Raw genomic sequence first — 19,181 nt, forward strand, 5'->3', positions numbered from 1 at the left:
GGCCGGGCACCTCTAGTGTCACGAAGGCTATATCCGGGATTTAAACAGAAGCAAATAGGACTCAAGTACCAAAATTACTGTTCAAAGTTAAACCAAGTTGAATCAAGAGTCTCAATAGTTAAAAATGCATGAGGAGCTGTCAAAATCAGAAGTAAGGGACTACATGACTGATATCCTCAAAGATATACTTCAGTTCGTACAGAATGTGGGGCTTAAGAATGGCCTCTTTGTCATATTTTTCATCTTTGCGCATTACCTCCTCTTCTGGATGTACAGTGGGCGCCTGAAGGACCGACAAGTTGAAATTGACCGGCTTGCAGCAGATAATAAAGAATATAGGGACAGGTTTTTAAAGCTGATGGACAACGCCTTCTCTTATTCACCTCCCACTAGGAAAAACGCGCCCAAGAAGCCAATTAATGAAAAGGAGTTTGAGTAGTGCTCTATCTATTGCCGGCAATTGCTCTTGTCTTCATTTTCGCGAAAATGTATCAGCTTCTGGAAGTAAAGAAGCATGATCAACACTTATTTGAGTTTTGTCAGCTGCGGAGAGATACGATCAGCTATCTCTCCGATTCTTATACCGACCTATCAAGAAATGATTACATAGCCTTACGCAAGATCAATGATGCACTCAGCACCATCATTGCCGGCTATAAAGAGCACAGAACGGTTGTGTTTAATCTCAGGTTATTTTCAGAGTATGTCAATCAGCTAAAAGCCTTTGAGAAAAAGGCCGAGAAGATATCAACTAGCAATCCAGATATACAAGAGTTACTAAACAGAGTTCATCAGTCTATATTTAATGCCTTTCTGGCATTTACCCCCTACCTAAAATCAGAACTCGCGTTCAATGTAGTGATGAAATTGATCTCTCTGGGAGTAAATGCCGGAGCCAATTCATTCAGGGCACACTTGCTAAGCCTTAAAGAAGCCAAAACCCTGCTCAATACCTTTAAAAAGCATTCCTCCCCTTGCTGAGCCCCTCTTTTCAGCCACCGAGAGCTTTTTGGCTATTTGCATCGCAAGCGCTATCAAGAGCAAACTTTGATACCAGCCAGTACGCCAAGCGCTGATATCAATCCTGCTGGGAGTCAGCCAATAAGGCTGGACCTGTGTTTTATACACATTATTTAAGTCCATTTAGAGCTTCTGCTGCCTCTATATAATGAAGTAGCTTGGTGTATCCCTGCCAAACGGTTTTAACCCCTGGCTCGCCATCCCCTTTACGCCCCAAAAAACCTCCTAAACCTGCCAACATACGGGTTATCTCCCTCATGCTTGGGGGTTCATTTGGTGGAGTAGTTTTATCTCGAATCATCCATATCATACGCCATTCTTTTTCAGAGTAGGCACTTGTACACGGTGCGTCAGGAACTCTTCGTGCATGCGTAGTTATCGAATGTAGCCGCCATCCAATAATCATATAGATCGCAATGCAGTTCAACATGCGCTGCTCTGTTCTAAAACGGTTACTTTCTATCTGGCATCCGCCTTTCACCACCCGAAAATAGGTTTCAATTTCCCACCGGCTTCGATACCACTCAATGATGACCCTTGCCTGCTTAAAGTCTTCAACTGGAAGATCAGTTAACAGCATCCACTCAATGCCTTTTTCACTCTCTGGTGGGTTTAATTCTTTAGCCAATACAGCATAGAGAGAAAGTGGTCGTTTAGATTTTCCTTTCCCAAGTAGCCGTATCTCAGTAGTGGATACGTTGACCTTGGCTTTTCTTCCAGGCTCTCCATTCCGTTTGGGAATATCTACCGTGTATAGACCGACAGATTTCTGCTCATTCATATGATCCCAAAGCAAAACCGTTTCTTCTCCATCGAGCTCTAAAGTGCGATTGGCCTTAGCTCGAACGATATAGCTCGCCCGCCGCTGTTCACTTTGATCTTCAGCCAGTTGAAACCACTCATGAATATCACCCTCTCTATCAGCAATACTCACAATTGTACTTTCAGGGCAGCGCTCCTGTATCTGACAAGCCGTTTCGTAATGGTCTAGCCAGCGTCGACTCTCCTTATCCTTTATCGACTTGGTATAACGGGAATTAGAGCTTGATTCCTTGTCTCTCTGCCACATACTACCCTCAACAACACCCAAGTTAATTCTTGATGGCGTTATAGCGATGGAGGTGTGCAAGAGTTGCTGATTGGTCTCTTTCCGCCTAAGTGTTCCCATCTCTTTACTTTCTAAGTCAGTGGCAAAATTTAGAAAGGTGGTATCTTGAGGGATAAGAACAACGGGCTGCGCCTTGATTCTCTCAAGAGTTGCCGATTTATGGCCGCTCATAATAGAGTCAAAATTGACTTTATCATTTTCGATAAAGCGATAAGCTGCAAACGTTTCTGCCCAAGTTTTGTTTGCACAGGGAATGCTATTCTTTGGATCTGAACTTAAACTACTAAGAATATTGGACAAGCGCTTATTCAAGCGTGTATCACCCATAACCTGATTTTTTACTTCGTCCATGACCCAGTCCTGCATAATAATCCAATCAAATCTGTAATTCATGCCAGGTCAAACTGTAACTTATTGATTTACATAATAAAACCGGAAAAACTTGTGTATAAAACTTAGGGCTGGACTCTGTGGACACTCAAGATTCTATGCGTGAAAAGTAACTAAAGGCGGAATTTTCAGTCAAGCAAAAAGCACTGAAAAATTAATGGGTTAATACAGAAATACACTTATTTTTTGGAATGTTTAATATCCCAAATTAGGACAGCACTCCATCCAGCATCAAACTATTGATATTTAACTAAATAGTCATCTTTAGCTCATATTAAACCATTCGGTCATCGTCGATATATCGATAATTTCGAAAAAATCGATATACGAAATAATCATTACCAGAAAACTGAAAATAAGACGCACAGATCTATAAATCGCACTTTTTTCTCACCGAAAGCCCTTACAACCGAGAAAAAACTACGGACCGCTCAACCCATAAAAAGTAATATCATACGTTTTTTCCGCCCCCCTTCTTACCCGACAAAACCCGTTCTCTCCATTTAGTCAATATCAAAGATTCGGTGTCTATATCCTTGCGACGTAAATACCTTATAGGTGCAGAAATGGAACTCAGTTATATCCTTATTATATTTACAGTGATCATCGTGATTTTCACTGCCTGCGCCTATCTGTACAACTACATCCTTACAGCAAGCGCAACATTTTATCGCTCACCAGTGCAAGAGGATGAGACTGCGATACGCAATCATCTCAATGATAAAGATACGATCAACATACTTGTCATTGACGGTGGTGGTATCCGTGGACTCATACCACTATATGTCATTAAGCACTTGGAAAAAGCACTGGGGCAACCAGTTGACGAGCTTTTCGATGTGTTTAGTGGTGTCTCGACGGGCGCTGTCATTGTTACCGGGTTGAATGTCCGCTCATCTCACCTGGCTAAAAACTATGCCAATGTCGATTCAAAAACAGACTTGCTTATTAACTTATACAAGTCGAAAAGTAATTATCTGTTTTCAACCCCTTGGTATCATAAACTGCTTACGGCATCCGGTCTTTTTTCTCCAAAATATTTGGGTCGCCGCCTTCACAAAGTGATGGAGAAGCACTATACACCAGAGCTTAACTTCACCGATTTGAAAAATTATGTGATTATCCCCTCACTCAGTGTAAATACTGGTGAACTTCACCTCTTCAAAAACCGAGGAGGAGATACCAGTGAGCTTCCTACCAACAGCCTATACCAACTGGTCACAGCTGCAGTTAGTGGGGTTTCACTGTTTCCCCCAGTTGGCTTTATGGCTGACAGCAAAGAAGTGGGCCATAAATACTTTGCCGACGCAGGTATTTCTGCCAACAACCCTGCAAGTGTTGCACTCCTGGATATCATCAAAGAGTTCCCTCACAAGAACTACTATGTGCTGATTCTTGGGTCCGGCACCTCCCCGCTAACCAGTTCGCAGGTGAAATATAAAGACCTGAAAAACTGGGGCATACTACAGTGGGCACGAGATGCTATCTCAAGTGTTCAAAGATCAATGGATGAGCAGCAATTGCACGCCCTGGAAATTGCTTCATTACTCTCCAACAATGTAAAGATCAAATATGACTATCTCAATGTAGAGGTAACTGAACCCCATGTCGGTCTATTTGAATATGACAATATCGATTCACTCAAGATTCACTCAGATCGACTCATTAAAAACAATAAACAGAAAATACAACAGGTAATTGACCAATTGGCCACTGCCAGCGGATAAAAATCTCATCACGATGTAAGGCGGCAACTCAACAAAACGGTTGCCGCCTAATCTAAGGACAGTAGCATTCACTCTATCAGAAAATACACGCTTAGCACCCAACACCCTCTCACCCGCCTGCCAGCAAACCAACCAACAAATATTTTACTGATTTATCGCTAGTGACATTACTCTTCAGGAGCAAAATCAAACGGCGTTTAACCATGCCAAAGCTTCGCTATCTAATCACAATTCTAATTACACTGACTTCCTGCCTCTTTGTGAATGTAAGAGCTGGAGAACTTCATGATCGTGAGGCTCGAAATAGGTGTATAAAAACCTGTAAGAATAGCTACTATGACTGCATTAGAGATAATGAAAATCAAGACTGGTGCGTAGAGAAGAAGATCCACTGCGATAATATATGCTATGAGTACGAAGAAGATCGCTGGCGCTGGTATCGAGATAAATCTTCCAACCATTAACCAATAAACAGATATATGTAAGCCGTCCTATAGGACATCAAAGCAAAATAGGATAGCTGTGCATTAAGCGTATATTTTGCTAAGATCCAGGTCCTGCATAAATTATCTACCAATAAGCAAATATGAAACTCCTTTCTATAAACGTATCCAAAAAAGTAGATTGCGAATACAAGGGTAAAACTGTAACAACGGGGATCTTCAAGAAGCCAGTCCAAGGAAAAGTTTTTGTTGGAAAGAATAATTTGGAAGGAGATGAGCAGGCAGACTTAAAAAATCATGGCGGCAAAGATATGGCCATATATGCGTTTTCTAATGACCACTACCCTTACTGGGAGGACCTGTTAGGCAGAAAGGGCCTTAAGTATGGCGCATTTGGTGAGAATTTAACGGTAGAAGGGCTTCGAGAACAAAATATCTTTGTTGGAGACCAATTCCGCATAGGCAGTTGTATCCTTGAGGTAAGTCAACCCAGAATACCCTGCTTTAAGCTAAGCATAGCCCTAGATAATGACGCTGCAGCCAAGATTCTCACTAGCAGCTTTAATTGCGGTGTATATTTTAGGGTTATTAAGGAGGGGCATATTAAAGAAGGGGATTCGATTTGTAAGATAGCTGAAGCTCCAAACTCAATCGACATACGATCTATGTTCAGAGCTTTTTTTGATAAGCAATTTTCTAATACCAAGCAAGTACTCCAGGCTGCAATTCAGCTACAACCCCTATCCAAAGAGTGGAGAGAGAAAGCTGTAAGGCGGCTCTCTAAGCTCTGACAATTGAGCAATTTATCACATCAGCCTACTAACTATGTTCCCTCCGAAAGCGAGCCTTCCGTAGGGCTATGTAGTAAAAGTTAAAACCTGGCACTACCCGGGACTTAAATGTTTTAGTAGTAGTTTTTTGGAGAAAAGTACTAATTTATTAAACAAACAAGAATTAATAGGCTTCCTCAAGTTGATATTACTGCGCGAGCTATGCTCGAACACCCCCTATTGTCATCTACCAATATATTTGCGGATAAAATGATAGCTATTATCAGGCATTCAATAACTTAAACTGACCCTGTCAGAATTGGCCTTGGCAAAAGGGTTCACTCATGTACTTGGATCCACCCAACACCCTGGAATCTTTTACTAATATCACAGACACCAACCATTTAAAACCATACATCAAGCTACAGCTTATTATATACCCTGCAAAATTTAACATAGGGCTTCGAAGATATTAACAAATAAAAAGCAACTGAAAAAACAATTACCGCCCAAGTATACTGAATAAAATATAAAATCCATAAATATATAATAAACGGCAGAACTAACACAGATAATTTCTTAACCCCAATACTGGCAATATGCAATGATGCATAAATACAGATAAGTACTGACAAAGAGGCGCACACCAACAAAAGGGATGATGAAGTTATGGTAATCATGAGCACCCCCAGTACAGCAAAAACAGCCGCCCCAAAGTATCTCGTACCAGGTTCAAGTGCTCCCATGCTAATGGGGGCAGCCATATATCCAACTATATGATAGCCAGATACGATCACCATAAGTGCTGCCCAACTATCAGCATGAGCAAGTACAACTGCTGCTATCAACCAATTAGTAAGCATCGAGCGCCTTGATAAATTATGTACAGGATCTAAAACAGCTAACCATCGCGGCATTTGCCCTACAGAGGCCATTGCAAATAGAATTCTTGACGAGGCCCCCAAATAAGTATATCCAGATGCCGAGGGACTTATCACACTGTCTGCGAGTAGTATCATTGCAAGAAAGTGCAAGCCAAGCAGTGTCGCCAAGTCCAAAAGCGGCGAGTCAAAATTAATCCCTTGCCAACCACCATTTTCCACCAGAAGATCGTTCGGCACTGAGGCCATAAAAGCATATTGTAATGCAAGATAAACAAGCGTCATTATTGTAATTGATAAAGTAACGGCCAAAGGAATATTACGCTTGGGATGTTTTATCTCACTGGCAAAGGCAACACTGATCTGAAAGCCATTAAACGAATATATTAGACCTGCCCCAATAACAGCGGAAAAAGCGCTTCCAAACCCAAACTCCTGATTAGAGTCAATTGAAAAATTTGACCCACTTGTATCACTACTAAATACAACTATAAGCAATACAACTATTGCAAAGGTGGGAGTAAATATCTTTAGAACAGTGACAACATTATTGATCTTGGCAAGAAACCGTATTCCATAATAGTTAATCAGCAAATATACAAAAAGAATACTTAACGCGAGAACCTTCCCCCACGGAGTCAAGGTATGATTGTCAATTAACAAAGAGGAATCTATAGCAGATGAGAGGTATTGAGTAGTTGCCTGCGCCTCGGTCGCAACAACCATTAATGTGCCAAACCAGTTAGCAAACGCAAATGGCATTCCAAAAATACTATTGTGCGACAATGCACTGGATTGAGCGAGGGCACCACGGACTGGGTAGAATGCAACGACACGGCTTAGGCACAAGCCAACCATCAAGACCAAAAGTGCTGCTAATATCCAAGCTCCAAAAGCCCAATTACCTGCATAGTTTGCCGTAAGCTGCGCACTAAACAACCAGCCCGAACCTATCATACAGGTGGCACTAAGCAGCGTAGCACTCAACAGAGAAACGCGTTTTTTTCCGCCTTTGGCACAACCCATATCGACCGTTTTCTAGAGTGTTATGCAGGCGTCTTCTCTATTTAATCTGATAGCTCCTGCTACTAGTATCTTTAGTTTAGCCAGCCCAGTTCATTTCAACCAAAAACAGTAAGTTATCTCTTTCTACTTCAGGTATAAGTCAAAATTAAAAATGGAGATATTGTATAGAAGCCTTTAAAGGCCTTATAGAAATTTGACATGAGCATCAACTCGCCTTTCCAAAAGCTTAGGGCTGCCTGCCGGGAAGCACGTTCAACATATGCAGCAATGAAAGTTAACGCAACTATACAGAGGACTGAAGGAAATCCCAGCGGTTGCATCTTTCAACACCAAGGTATTCTTTCAAGATTGACGCCATACGCCCCCGCATCCGCCAGAATTTTTCTGGCACATAGTTAGTCGCAAAAGCTATAGAGGCCTTACATTCAGGAACAACTAAAAGGTAAGCCGTAGCCGCATCATCAGTCACGCCACCGTGATGTAGTACCAACCATGGCTTATAGATTTATGCCACCCACCCGCAACCGAGGAAATGTTTTTTCTCTTTGATTTCTTCACTATGTAATTAGGCGTAGTCAACACAAAACTTGGATTCAATAGATCAATTATTTTTTATATCGACACGCACTTTAATTATACAGAGACATACTTGACCCATCTCTCATTGGAGCATCCATAAGGGGTGCCCCATATAAGTTGCTAAAGTAGCGCGGCTATCGCTATATCGAGGCTATCAAAATTTGGGTAAGTTCTTTGGGCATATCTAGCATCACATCATGACCACAGGGAAGGTTTATCGTCTCCCAACCAAGTTCTTTCTGGGCTCTCTCAAAGAACGGCCTACCAATTCCTGGTGCCCAGCCCGATGCATAGATGTACCGGTGCCGAGCAACTTGCTTCCATAAGCCCTGTAGTTGAATCGGTTGCTCAAATGATCCCAGTGGATGGTCGACACAGCGCCGATCCACCCACGCCTGATCTTGAATGTTAACCCCGAAATCTATTGCAGGACTTGGCGCTACGCGAAATCCATCACCCTGAGTTCTGGCAATATCCTGAAAACTCAACCCGACCTCTACAGGCAAAAGATCTAAGACGTTTTGCCCATCCTCTGGAACTAAGGCATCAAGATAGACAAGGGATCGTATATGCTGGTGAACCTTATCAGCCACACCGGTTATTACCACTCCACCATAACTGTGGCCACACAAGACAATATCCGTTAACTCTTCACATGCGATAACACCCAGAATGTCTTGTATATGCGTATCCAGGTTGATTGTGCCATCTAAAAGGTGCGCCCTTTCTCCGAGCCCCGTCATGGTTGGGCTGTAAACCTCATGGCCGCACCGCCTAAGAAACGCTGATACCCGCTTCCAACACCAGCCTCCCTGCCAAGCACCGTGTACCAAAACAAATGTTGCCATATTGCACCCCCTATCAATCAAACCTACTGGGTGTACAAATTATCGCCCCCCAATCCTCGATCAGTATACGAATTGATAAATGGTTGACACCGCTAGGACGGGTGACCTAGCATAACAACCACTAGGTCAGGCGTCCTAGAGAAATAAAGCTGAGAAAAGGAAGTAAAACATGGCTAATTTATTCCAATCCTTCGATTTGGCAGGTCTTCAACTCTCAAACCGAGTGGTGATGGCACCAATGACCCGCAATCGAGCAGATGCACAAGGGGTAGTGACACCAATGATGGTGACGCATTATCAACAGCGGGCAAGCGCAGGCCTAATCATCACAGAATCCTCCCCTATATCTGCTCAAGGCATTGGATACCCATGCACACCGGGTATTTACACAACGGAGCAGGTCTCTGGCTGGAGGAAACTCACACAAGCAGTGCATCAAGCAGGTGGGAAAATTTTTATACAGCTGCAACACTGTGGGCGCATATCCCACCCCACATTGCAGCCAGATGGAGATACTCCCGTCAGCGCATCGGCAGTTAAACCAGTTGGACAAGCGGTTACCTATGAAGGAAAAAAAGACTTTGTACTTCCCAGGTCATTAGAGAGCAGTGAGATCCCCAAAATCGTAGAGCAATTTGGCTTTGCCGCACAAATGGCTAAAGAGGCAGGCTTTGACGGAGTTGAGATTCACGGTGCGAACGGTTATTTGATCGATCAGTTTCTACGGGATGGTACTAATCAGCGCGGTGATCTCTATGGCGGTAATATAAAGAACCGCATGCGGCTGCTAAATGAAGTGATTGACTCCGTAATGGCAGCGTGGCCTTTAAATAGTATTGGAGTGCGACTTACACCCGAAAATTGCTTTAACTCGATGTCCGATTCCGATCCGCAAAATCACTTTGAATACCTATTGCAGCAACTAAGCTTCCGAAATATTGCCTACGTCCATATTTTAGAAGGTGATATGATGAAGAAAGAGCGAGATGTAAATTACCAGCTCTTGCGGGAACGCTTTAAAGGTGTGTATATCGCCAACAACGGCTATGACCTCGAGCGCGCCCAAACATCTTTAAAAGAAAATAAAGCTGACCTAATTGCTTTTGGGACACCCTTCCTAGCAAATCCCGATTTAGTCTACCGACTTAAGCAGGGTATACCACTTAATCCAGCTGACCATTCAACTTTTTACGGCGGGGACGAAAAAGGCTATAATGACTATCCATTCGCTTCAGCCCAGATTAGAAAATAGTCCCCGATCAATATGGAAAAACTAGATACCCGTGAACGAATCATTGATGTTGCAGATGATTTATTCTACCAACAGGGATTTGAGCATACCTCTTTCAAAGATATTGCCAGCCTCTTAAATATTTCACGCGGGAATTTTTATCATCACTTTAAGACGAAGGATCAGATCTTATCCAGCGTAATAGAACGAAGATTACAAAAAACCCGAGTAATGCTCCAAGATTGGGAAAATCAAGGAAGCGCACCTGATCAGAGAATCAAGTGCTATATACGTATTGTTATTACCAATTGGGATAAAGTCAGAGATTTTGGTTGCCCCATTGGTACTCTCTCCAATGAACTAGCTAAGCTGAATCATATAAGCCGGGAGGACGCTAATAAAATATTCACTCTATTCAGAGAGTGGTTAAGAATGCAATTTACTCAGCTAAACCCCGATATTGATGCAGATAACTTATCATTGAAGGTTTTATCTTGGAGCCAAGGGGTGGCCACTATGGCAAACGCCTTTCAAGATAAGGGTTTTGTCGAGCATGAAGTTAAGAAGATGTGCTCTTGGGTTGATACGTTCCAAATGAAGGGGTAGCCCTATTTATAAAGGAATTGAATTATATGTTTATTATCCTATTAAAATTCTCACAGAACAAAGCACAAGCTGCCCAGTATATGTCAGGTCATAAGGTGTGGCTGCAAAAAGGTTATGATGATGGTGTATTTCTAGCATCAGGAAACATAAAGCCCGGTATTGGTGGGGGGATTTTAGCGTTTAATACTACTTACGAAGAATTGTTGGAACGCATCAGTCAAGATCCTTTTATATCTGAAAATGTCGTTAGTAGCGAAGTCATAGAAATCGATGCATCCAAAACAAGTCCGCAACTTGAATTCTTACTAAATACTGAGACAGATGGTTAGGAAGCTGATATGCCTGCACAACTTATACAAGGCCACGATGGTAAATATCGCTGTAGCTGGTGTTCTTCGGCACCGGATTTTCTAGAATATCATGACTCTGAATGGGGCTACCCAGTAGATGATGATTACCGTCTATTTGAAAAACTATGCCTGGAAGGTTTCCAGTCGGGACTGAGCTGGCGCACAATCCTAGCCAAGAGAGAGAATTTCCGGAGGGCCTTCCATAAATTTGACTTTAACAAAGTAGCTCGTTTCAACCAATCAAATATTGAAAAACTTCTAAAAAATGAAGGGATAATTCGGCATCGGGGTAAAATCGAGGCTGTAGTTAGTAATGCCAAGTGCGCCAAAGAAATCGTTAAGAACGAAGGTTCGCTGGCATCGTTTGTTTGGAGATACGAACCTAAGGAGGAAGCCCTTGCCACACCACAAAGCATGTCAACCTCAAAAGAGTCTATCTTACTTTCAAAAGACTTAAAAAAACTCGGTTGGAAATTTGTAGGCCCAACAACTGTATACGCTTTCATGCAAGCAATGGGACTAATTAACGATCATTTAGAGGGATGCGTCACAAGGACACAAATTGAACTTCACAGGCGGAAATTTATAAGGCCCTAGCAATCAATAAGACAGCAAGAATGAGTAAACATACCACACTCAGCTGGAAATGTTCTTTGCACAACTTGTATCTACCCCCATTCACACTTTAATCATCTTTTGTTTTCGATCAGAAAATTTTACAAACTATCTGTATATCTATATAGATCTGGATTATGTATAAAGCAAAAAATCAGGGTTTAATTGTTACCACTTTAAAATAGATATTCGCCCCCTATCAGATTAAGTGACCTCCTTACTTTAAAAGATAAGCAAATGGAAAAACTCGTATCCTGTTAGGTGGGAAAGTATATCTCCAAGTAATTCCAAGAGATAAACTTAAATGGAAAATAACCTGGCACACTACGGTCTTGACTGGCTAGCTATATCCTTAAGCTTATATGCAGCCTACTTGCTTGGCAACAAGCAAAAAATTGGCTTTATTATTTTTGCAATTTCCAATGTTCTCTGGATAATTTTAGGAATATTCTTCATGTCAAGTTATGGTATGGCTATTGGCAACCTGGCCTTCTTCTTAATAAACGCAAGAGGTTTTAATCATTGGAACACTGAAAACGTGGAGAAAAAAGTAATATAATTAAACAACAAAGCATAGTCTAACTCATATATCTCACTTGCAATCATCATTTGATATTAACGTAACGATTTACACTTGAGTCTCAATCACGAAGCACATCAATGGGCCACTTAAGAAATACTGATGTGCTTCAACCTTGTAAGCAATTTTTACAGTAAAGCGAAATGCCTCAGCCATCCTTCTAAGAATCGCAACCTATTTTTATAATTTAACATTTGAGAAATCCTATAAATAGTTCTTGAAAACAGAAAAGTACAAAATTTATATGCTTAAGTCACCTGAACTTTCACTCAAATGACTATCTATAAAATTTGTCAGTAGCGTCAAGCGATAGGTGGGCCGCCTATTTCCAGGCCTCAATGAATAAAGGTTCAGCCTTTTCGTTTCAAAGCCTGTTAATATCGGGACCAGTCTTCCTTTATCAAGGTCATCAGCGATAATAAACTCAGGTATCAAGGCAATCCCCTTTCCCTCTAATAAAGCCGTATGGAGTAGTTTACTATTATTGGAAACGAGCCTAGGCTCCAGATAAACTTCTAGCAATTTATCCTTTTCCTTAAACTGCCACACTCTAGGCATGTCCGGCAAGGTATACACTAGACATGAATAATCACTCAGATCTTGAGGATTGCGCGGCTCGCCATATTGTTCTATATACTCGGGTGCGGCGCATGCAACTCTGCGATAACTGGTTATTTTTCGACAAAGTAGTGAACTATCAACTAGCTCATTAGTGAGCCGTAATACGAGATCAAACTTCTCCTCTAACACATTGACATGATGATCCCCCATCTGGATATCGAGGCTAATATCTGGATAGCTATCCATAAATGCATTTAGGATGGGACCAAATTTGGATAGCCCCCAGGACATAGGCACGCTTACCCTCAGCTTCCCACTATGACTCTCACGGGATTCCGATAGATCATCTTCTAAAGCATCCCATTTGCTGAGCAAGTCAATAGCACGTGAATAACAACGCTCCCCAGCGTCGGTGATTTGCATGTGCCTAGTAGTGCGATGGAAAAGCGTAACCCCTAGCTGAGATTCCAATCGCTCTACCGACTTGGACACCCAAGCGGCAGAAACCCCCAGCCGTTTCCCCGCAGCGGTAAAACTCCCGCGCTCCACCACGGCACAGAATACTCTCAAGCTCTCTAACTGATTAATACCCGGCATATTCAATAAAAAGTTAAAAATGTAACGACAGAATGACTCATTTACATAACATTTTGTGAATTGTCAAAATGAGGAAACTTATTACAAGCACAAGTGATTTATGACTACTAAGTACCGTAATCTATTTAACGACACTAAGATTGGAAAGCTCTATATACCTAACAGACTAGCCGTAGCGCCGATGACACGGGTCAGTGCAGAGCCAGATGGCAGGGTGGGGCCATTAATGGGGGAGTATTACGAGAAATTTGCCAGTGGTGGATTTGGGCTGATTATCACAGAGGGGCTTTATACCGATAAACTTTTTAGTCAGGGCTATAGAAATCAACCTGGCATGGCCAGCCTCAGCCACGCAGAGAGCTGGAAGCCAATTACCAATGATATCCATGCACTAGGAGCAAGGGTATTTGCCCAGTTAATGCATGCCGGAGCCCTCTCCCAGCACAACCCTTACGCCAACAGAACTGCTGGCCCCTCTGATATTCGCCCATTGGGAATCCAGATGCCTTTCTACCATGGCGAAGGCCCCTACCCCATACCAGAGGCCATGACACAGCAGGACATCTCACAGGCTGTTGAAGGTTTTGCTAAGGCTGCCCACTTAGCCCAGCTTGCTGGCTTTGATGGCGTCGAAATCCACGGAGCTAATGGCTATCTTCTAGATCAATTTTTGACCGCCTACACTAATAAACGACAAGACTGCTTTGGCGGGTCACTTAATAACCGCTTACGTATCTACAAAGAAACCCTTAAAGCTGTAAGGGAAACAGTCGGAGATGGCTTTACGGTAGGTATTCGCTTCTCACAGAAGAAAGTCAACGATACCAACCACATCTGGGACGAAGGCGAATCTGGAGCTGCCAAAGTCTTCGAGTTAGTGAGACAATACGGCGCCGACTATATTCACACCACGGAGCCTGAAATAAGCGCTCCGGCCTTTGAAGGCACGGAATCACTCTCGCAGCTAGCGAAGAAGTACAGCGGTCTGCCAGTGATCGCCAATGGTGGCGTGACCGAGCCAGAGCAGGCAAGTCAGGTACTAGAGAGTAATCAAGCAGATATTATCTCGCTAGGTAAAACTGCCCTGGCCAATCAAGATTGGCCCTGCGCGGTTAAGAAAAACCGTTTGTTGAAGAAATTTAATTTTGGCATGCTCTCACCCCATGCAAACCTTGAGTGCGCACGCAGCTACTGTCAAGAGAACCCCTCCCTGTCGGTGAGTGATAAATCTTAGATCACCTAATATTGTTTACCTCACAGCCGCCAAATGATTAATTGCATCAAGTTTTTATAGGCAGTACTAAAAGATATACCTGTTCTGTATTGGGTTCATGATATGTAATTGGCGGCGTTTCTTTAGAACAAAATAAATCACTTATTCTCAGTTACTTTTTAGCAGCTTGAGGGAAGGATACCCTAGTACACTTAGAGGGAAAACTATGGGCGAATCATAATATCCATTGCGGCGCCCAATACAGTCTTTATCCGAGGTAAAAAAGGCTAATTTTCTAAATAGAAACCACATTCAGAATGTCACGAATCTACTAACAAAAATTCGAAATATAGCTTTATCATTCAACCGTCACTAGACACAAATGATAGTACAGTCAATGAAACCCTACTCTTTTTGAAGAAGGATGGCGCCGATTTGCATCATATTGCAACAGCTAGATCACTAAAAATAATTAGGGCTTGAGTTAAACACTTGCACTGGATTAATTCTAAACCGCCTATTTAATCTAGGTGAAATCGTTGCTCCGATAGAGCATACTTAGAGAAATTAAATTTGGAAGAATTGATCCTCATCCCTTCAGTGCCTGTAAAAATTAAAACTGCTACTCATTATACTGGCACTTATTATTCACACCGACTACCGATTTTTCATTTGATTTAACTCATTGATTAGACTTTACCTCTCAAAATAGTCACCCGACCCTAAAAGGATTAAAGTAAGATAGAGTATCTCTATTACTTACTACAGGCAGCACAAAGGAGCATCCCCATAGAGCTTAGGGCCAGTGTGCCAAAATAATTGGATCGCAAGTTATTTTAGCCTTAGACTAAAAATAAAAGAGATCAGTCTTTAGGAAAGGTATATTTGAGTCGCCCCTTTATTTTTTGATTTTTTTTGGCAACAATCTGTACAACCATAATCCAACTAGAGAATAATAATGAAGGATTTTTTAATTATCGGTGGTGGCCATAATGGCCTGGTCTGCGCCTGCTATTTGGCAAAAGCGGGAAAAGCTGTAACAATCCTAGAGCGCCGATCTATAGTCGGCGGCGCCGCGATTACAGAAGAATTTCACCCGGGCTTCCGGAACTCTGTAGCAAGCTACACCGTAAGTCTACTCAACCCGAAAATCATTGAGGAGCTGCACCTCCGTCAACATGGCCTGGATATAAAGTTACGGCCTCAATCTAATTTTTATCCACTTTCAGACAATGAAAGCCTTTCTTTCCATAAGAATTTTCTCGATACACAGGCTGAAGTTGCCCGCTTCTCGAAGAGGGATGCAGCCACGCTACCTGACTTTTATTCCATGCTCGAAAGCGTTGCGAACATACTGCGCGAAGAGCTACTGCGCACTCCCCCCAATGTGGGAGGCGGCCTTGTGGACATGGTTCGCGCTGGTGGATTTGGGCTTAGAGCAAAAAAGTTAAGCATGGCATTACGCCGAGATGCTCTGGACCTGTTCACTAAGAGCGCTACCAACGTACTCGATAGCTGGTTTGAGAACGACCATGTCAAAGCCGCGCTTGCCTTCGATTCTATTGTCGGCAACTATGCCGCCCCCAGTACTCCCGGCTCTGCCTATGTGTTACTACATCATGTATTTGGAGAAGTAAATGGTGAGAAAGGCGCCTGGGGTCATGCCATGGGCGGTATGGGTGCTATCACTCAGGCTATGTGTAAAGAAGCAGAGCACCTCGGAGTCACTATTCGCACAGACGCTGAAGTTAAAGAAGTGCTTATCGATGGTGATCGCGCTACCGGGGTACGACTAAGTAGCGGGGAGACCATTACTGCCAATAAAGTAATCGCTAATGTCGGCCCCAAACTACTCTATTCCCAGATGATTGACGAACAACACCTGGACCCAGAGTTCCACCGCCGTGTATGTGGTTTTAGAGTGGGGTCCGGCACCTTCCGTATGAATGTCGCACTGTCTGAACTGCCAGACTTTACATGCAAACCCGGTACTCACGTGCAACCACACCACAAGTCAGGAATCGTCATTGGCCCTACCATGGATTACCTGGAGCAGGCCTATATAGATGCGGCTCAATACGGCTGGTCAAAGCAACCCATAGTAGAGATATTGATCCCCTCCACCATCGATCCCTCCCTGGCCCCCGAGGGTCAACATGTCGCCAGCCTATTCTGCCAACAATTTGCTCCAGAACTGCCGGACGCTAAAAGCTGGGATGACTATCGCGAGCAAGCAGCACAAACCATTATCGATACTGTCACTAACCATGCCCCCAATTTCCGTGACTCCATCATCGCTCATCAAATTCACTCACCTCTAGATTTAGAACGCAAATTTGGCTTGATGGGGGGGGATATCTTCCATGGTGCCTTAGGATTGGACCAACTGTGGAGCAACCGGCCCTTCATGGGCTTTGCCGATTACCGCACGCCGATCCAAGGGCTGTACCTCTGTGGCTCCGGTAGCCACCCAGGAGGCGGCGTTACTGGAGTGCCTGGACATAACGCTGCGATGGAGATTCTAAGGGATAAATAAAAAATGACCCGCAGCAAGCAGGCCATTATCTGTTTGGGTTCAGTAGTGGGGTATGAGTCGAACTCAACCCCCTATTCAAGTGCTACAATGACCTTGATGATCTCTATTACAATTAACGCGAGCTCACTCTAAATAGCAAATAATACCGCTTGAAATGCCTCTTTATTAACTCTCATAGACTTTCTTAGTGACAATCCAGTGATCAACTAGTTGCTCTAACACCATCAGTGGTACGGCACCATTAGTTAGTACCACATCATGGAATTCACGTATATCAAATTTATTCCCTAACTTTTGACGAGCACGTTCTCGCAACTCCAATATCTTCAACATACCAGTTTTGTAAGCTACAGCCTGACCCGGCATCACGAAGTAGCGCTCAACCTCAGTGGTGACTTCAGTTCTCGGAAAACCGGTCGTTTTCACCATATATTCAATCGCCTCTTCTCGACTCCAACGCTTGTGATGTATACCGGTATCTACCACTAAACGAACAGCACGAAGCATCTCATCTTGTAAACGCCCAAGATCATCATAGGGATCATCTTGAAAACCAATCTCCTTGGCTAGCCTCTCTGTATAAAGAGCCCAGCCATCCGCATAAGCTGTATTTGATACGGCTTTAAGAAAAGTTGGCAATCCCTCTAAATCTTTTGCAATTGCCTCTTGAAAATGGTGCCCTGGAATTGCCTCATGATAAGCCAAAGTTCGCATGGTAAATTTCTTTGTTTCATGAACATCGCGCAGGTTTACATAAAACACCCCTCCGCGAGACCCATCAATTGCCGGGGGCATATAGTATGCTTTAGGTGCGCCTTGTTCTTTGAACTCCGCAATTCGCTTAACTTCAACACCCGCAGTTGGCTTTATATTGAAATAATCGTCAATACCTGCGTTAATCTCATCGATAATCAATTGATAGTCTTTGATAATCTGCTCACGGCCCTTATCTGAATTTTCATAAAGAAACCGAGGATCATTATTTATTGCAGAGAAACGGGTATTAATGCTACCCGTATCAAGACCTACAGAAGCAAAGATCTGTTTCATTTCGTCTTCTATACGTTCCACTTCCATCAATCCTGTATGGTGCAATTCATCAGGAGTCAGATTTGTAGTGGTATGAATACGTGTTTGATATGCATAAAATTCATCACCTTCAGGAAGGGCCCAAACGCCATTATTCTCTGTAACTTTATATTGTAATTCTTGATAATAGGCGATCAAGCTTGCGTATGCAGGATAGACATCTGATTCAATTAATATTTTTCCTCTATCAAGAATGCGTGTACGTTCTTTGGCTGGCAGAGTTTCAAGGGTATCCAGTCGCCTTTCCAGAGAGGTATAGAGTATGTTTTCATGCACAGGAACGTTAATAAATCCTTGCATTTCGCTCAACACACGATCAATTACAAAACGTGGAGGCAAGATTTTCTTCTGCTCCCGAATTTTCAACCCATCCAATACTTGAGAAAACTTTCTATCTACTTCACTTAAGCGGGAGAGATAATAATCAGCTTCCTTGACATTATTAATTTGATGCAATTCAACGAGAAACTCCGGAAGAGCATTTTGCACACCAAACATTTGATTGAGAGGGTAATTATGATGCCTCCAGCGCTCTCCTTCTACAAGATTCTCCAGGTAGTACTCCAGAATATCGTAGAAAATTGCCTGCCGATCATCGAGGCTAGATCGATCATAGCTTCTTAAAGTAGATAGTTCATCCTTAACTATCTGTATCTCATGCAGCTCCATCTTTTCAGAAACATCATCAAGATGAGCATTATGGTCATCAATCCCAAATCGTTCTAGCATACGAAAAATTGAGAGTGTTTCCGGGCTGGTACTTTGGATTTTTATAAAGGCCCTTTCAAAATACACATTGATAGACCACGGTTTAAAATAAATCGCATTTACAGCAAAGACTGAAACTGCAACCATTCCAAGTAATAGCATCCCGCCAACCCACCTGGCTGTTGTTTTTATCATTATTAGATCCTCCTAAATTGTGCCGCTATTTTCACTACGCTCTTAAACAAAGCACAACCATTAGATCTAGATAATGCGCCAAACAAACCGAATAAAGCGACAAAATGC

The 19,181-nt window shown here is 42.7% G+C and carries 16 protein-coding genes; 11 read left to right on the top strand and 5 right to left on the bottom strand.

The window, feature by feature from the left end:
* The first annotated feature begins 124 nt into the window (after positions 1-124).
* Positions 125-439, top strand: coding sequence for a hypothetical protein (locus tag ACJJI5_RS16105; protein WP_413662626.1), 315 nt, complete (start codon positions 125-127; stop codon positions 437-439).
* Positions 439-981, top strand: coding sequence for a hypothetical protein (locus tag ACJJI5_RS16110; RefSeq protein WP_444907790.1), 543 nt, complete (start codon positions 439-441; stop codon positions 979-981). Before ACJJI5_RS16105 ends, ACJJI5_RS16110 begins: the two co-directional genes overlap by 1 nt.
* A gap of 148 nt (positions 982-1,129) precedes the next feature.
* Here the strand turns inward: ACJJI5_RS16110 and ACJJI5_RS16115 are convergent, their stop codons facing one another.
* Positions 1,130-2,521 (bottom strand): IS4 family transposase, encoded by a 1,392-nt coding sequence (locus ACJJI5_RS16115; RefSeq protein WP_507018337.1) that lies wholly within the window; start codon positions 2,519-2,521, stop codon positions 1,130-1,132.
* A gap of 563 nt (positions 2,522-3,084) precedes the next feature.
* Between ACJJI5_RS16115 and ACJJI5_RS16120 the strand changes: the two genes are divergently transcribed.
* Both ACJJI5_RS16120 and ACJJI5_RS16125 read left to right on the top strand, forming a co-directional pair.
* Positions 3,085-4,245 carry a patatin-like phospholipase family protein gene (locus ACJJI5_RS16120; RefSeq protein WP_445354634.1) on the top strand — a complete coding sequence of 387 codons (1,161 nt, stop codon included), beginning with the start codon at positions 3,085-3,087 and terminating at the stop codon, positions 4,243-4,245.
* A gap of 586 nt (positions 4,246-4,831) precedes the next feature.
* The gene (locus ACJJI5_RS16125; RefSeq protein WP_445354635.1) at positions 4,832-5,479 is read left to right on the top strand and encodes an MOSC domain-containing protein; all 648 of its coding nucleotides are present in this window, start codon (positions 4,832-4,834) and stop codon (positions 5,477-5,479) included.
* A gap of 401 nt (positions 5,480-5,880) precedes the next feature.
* Here the strand turns inward: ACJJI5_RS16125 and ACJJI5_RS16130 are convergent, their stop codons facing one another.
* Together ACJJI5_RS16130 and ACJJI5_RS16135 are read right to left on the bottom strand one after the other, a co-directional pair.
* Complete coding sequence (locus ACJJI5_RS16130) at positions 5,881-7,365, bottom strand: APC family permease (protein ID WP_413662630.1); 1,485 nt, start codon at positions 7,363-7,365, stop codon at positions 5,881-5,883.
* Positions 7,366-8,084: 719 nt separating this feature from the next.
* Positions 8,085-8,792 (bottom strand): alpha/beta hydrolase, encoded by a 708-nt coding sequence (locus tag ACJJI5_RS16135; RefSeq protein ID WP_445354636.1) that lies wholly within the window; start codon positions 8,790-8,792, stop codon positions 8,085-8,087.
* 169 nt (positions 8,793-8,961) lie between these two features.
* On the opposite strand from ACJJI5_RS16135, the gene ACJJI5_RS16140 reads away from it, so the two are divergent.
* The 5 genes from ACJJI5_RS16140 to ACJJI5_RS16160 all read left to right on the top strand — a co-directional run bounded on the left by ACJJI5_RS16140 (position 8,962) and on the right by ACJJI5_RS16160 (position 12,153).
* A complete protein-coding gene (locus ACJJI5_RS16140; protein WP_445354637.1) occupies positions 8,962-10,044 on the top strand; it encodes an alkene reductase in 1,083 nt (360 codons plus the stop codon).
* Positions 10,045-10,056: 12 nt separating this feature from the next.
* Entirely contained in the window at positions 10,057-10,629 is a 573-nt protein-coding gene (locus ACJJI5_RS16145) for a TetR/AcrR family transcriptional regulator (protein WP_444897861.1), read from the top strand.
* A gap of 26 nt (positions 10,630-10,655) precedes the next feature.
* The gene (locus ACJJI5_RS16150) at positions 10,656-10,958 is read left to right on the top strand and encodes a YciI family protein (RefSeq protein WP_444897862.1); all 303 of its coding nucleotides are present in this window, start codon (positions 10,656-10,658) and stop codon (positions 10,956-10,958) included.
* 9 nt (positions 10,959-10,967) lie between these two features.
* Positions 10,968-11,576: a DNA-3-methyladenine glycosylase I gene (locus ACJJI5_RS16155; protein WP_444897863.1), complete on the top strand. Its 609-nt coding sequence runs from the start codon at positions 10,968-10,970 to the stop codon at positions 11,574-11,576.
* A gap of 322 nt (positions 11,577-11,898) precedes the next feature.
* Positions 11,899-12,153 carry a hypothetical protein gene (locus ACJJI5_RS16160; protein ID WP_444897864.1) on the top strand — a complete coding sequence of 85 codons (255 nt, stop codon included), beginning with the start codon at positions 11,899-11,901 and terminating at the stop codon, positions 12,151-12,153.
* A gap of 261 nt (positions 12,154-12,414) precedes the next feature.
* Here ACJJI5_RS16160 and ACJJI5_RS16165 read toward each other — a convergent pair whose 3' ends face one another.
* A complete protein-coding gene (locus ACJJI5_RS16165) occupies positions 12,415-13,332 on the bottom strand; it encodes a LysR family transcriptional regulator (RefSeq protein ID WP_444897865.1) in 918 nt (305 codons plus the stop codon).
* Between the two features lie 100 nt (positions 13,333-13,432).
* Here ACJJI5_RS16165 and ACJJI5_RS16170 point away from each other — a divergent pair, with 100 nt between their 5' ends.
* Positions 13,433-14,566 carry an oxidoreductase gene (locus ACJJI5_RS16170; RefSeq protein ID WP_444897866.1) on the top strand — a complete coding sequence of 378 codons (1,134 nt, stop codon included), beginning with the start codon at positions 13,433-13,435 and terminating at the stop codon, positions 14,564-14,566.
* A gap of 937 nt (positions 14,567-15,503) precedes the next feature.
* Entirely contained in the window at positions 15,504-17,081 is a 1,578-nt protein-coding gene (locus tag ACJJI5_RS16175) for a phytoene desaturase family protein (RefSeq protein WP_444897867.1), read from the top strand.
* Between the two features lie 165 nt (positions 17,082-17,246).
* On the opposite strand, the gene ACJJI5_RS16180 is transcribed toward ACJJI5_RS16175, so the two are convergent.
* Positions 17,247-19,073 (bottom strand): DUF885 domain-containing protein, encoded by a 1,827-nt coding sequence (locus tag ACJJI5_RS16180; RefSeq protein ID WP_445354638.1) that lies wholly within the window; start codon positions 19,071-19,073, stop codon positions 17,247-17,249.
* Positions 19,074-19,181 lie beyond the last annotated feature (108 nt).

The organism is Microbulbifer maximicatervae (SeqCode) (genome assembly GCF_052467955.1).